Source organism: Flavobacterium sp. FPG59 (genome assembly GCF_002150205.1).
Taxonomy (GTDB): Bacteria; Bacteroidota; Bacteroidia; order Flavobacteriales; family Flavobacteriaceae; genus Flavobacterium.
This window is the reverse complement of the sequence record NZ_MTCA01000411.1, coordinates 1-881: the sequence shown is the minus strand read 5'-3', so window position 1 is coordinate 881 and position 881 is coordinate 1. Positions and strand designations below refer to the sequence as shown.

Sequence of the window (881 nt, the reverse complement as noted above, 5' to 3'; positions counted from 1 at the left end):
ATCCAGTACAACTATACAAAGATTACATAGAGTTTAAAGTAAGAATAAAGCAAAATAACGAACTAGGAAGCTCTGTTATAAAAGAAAATGATAAAGATTATACTTATATGGAATATGTAAGACAAGGCATAGAAAGGGTGTAAGTTTTGGTCCCGTGTTTGATTTTGGTATAAAAATCAAGAATACGAAATATAAAAGGTTAAAGATTCTACATTTCAAATAGTTGGAAATAGCGGATCAAGTCTAAAAGTTGTGGAGAAATATTAAAAACGGGTTATTTGTATTTTAAAAAATACAAAAATACAGGGTTCTTTAAAGAACTTTTCAAGTTGTTGTTACTAGAGATTATTGTAGATTATTTTGAACTGACTTCTTATGAAAAAGACCAAGAAATACTTCATCTATACTTAAAAGAAATCAATTCTATTCCTAAAGAATACCGTGAGAGCAAATTAAGTTCAAAAGAATTTTTTGAGCAGATAACAGTTCAAGACTTTCCTATTCGAGATCATCAAGTTTATCTGCATATCACACGCCGAAGATGGCTCAACGAAGATACTGGGCAAGTAGTTTGTAGAGATTGGAATTTAGTAGCAGACAGGACTCGGGTAACACAAGAGTTTGCGTCTTTTTTAAAAGAGATCAATAGAATCGAAGCCTAATAACTGTAATAACATTGCTTCTTTCTTTGGAGCTACCGGCAAAAATCTACAACATCAATACAAAGGTTTTCTCAGTGATTTTAAAACCTGGGATCAACTGCCTCACGCCAAGCAATGGCTAATTTTTCCACAAAACTTAGGCAAACATTTATCGATTGACGAAACTTCATTCTCTAATGGGGAACTCTATACGATCTTAACCAACAAAGCAGGTAAAGG

General features: G+C 32.5%; 1 protein-coding gene. It reads left to right on the top strand.

Features of this window, described 5'->3' with window-relative positions; all coding sequences use genetic code 11:
* Nucleotides 1-278 precede the first annotated feature (278 nt).
* On the top strand, nt 279-662 hold the full coding sequence (locus tag FPG59_RS16350) for a transposase (RefSeq protein ID WP_086455563.1): 384 nt from the start codon (nt 279-281) through the stop codon (nt 660-662).
* Nucleotides 663-881 lie beyond the last annotated feature (219 nt).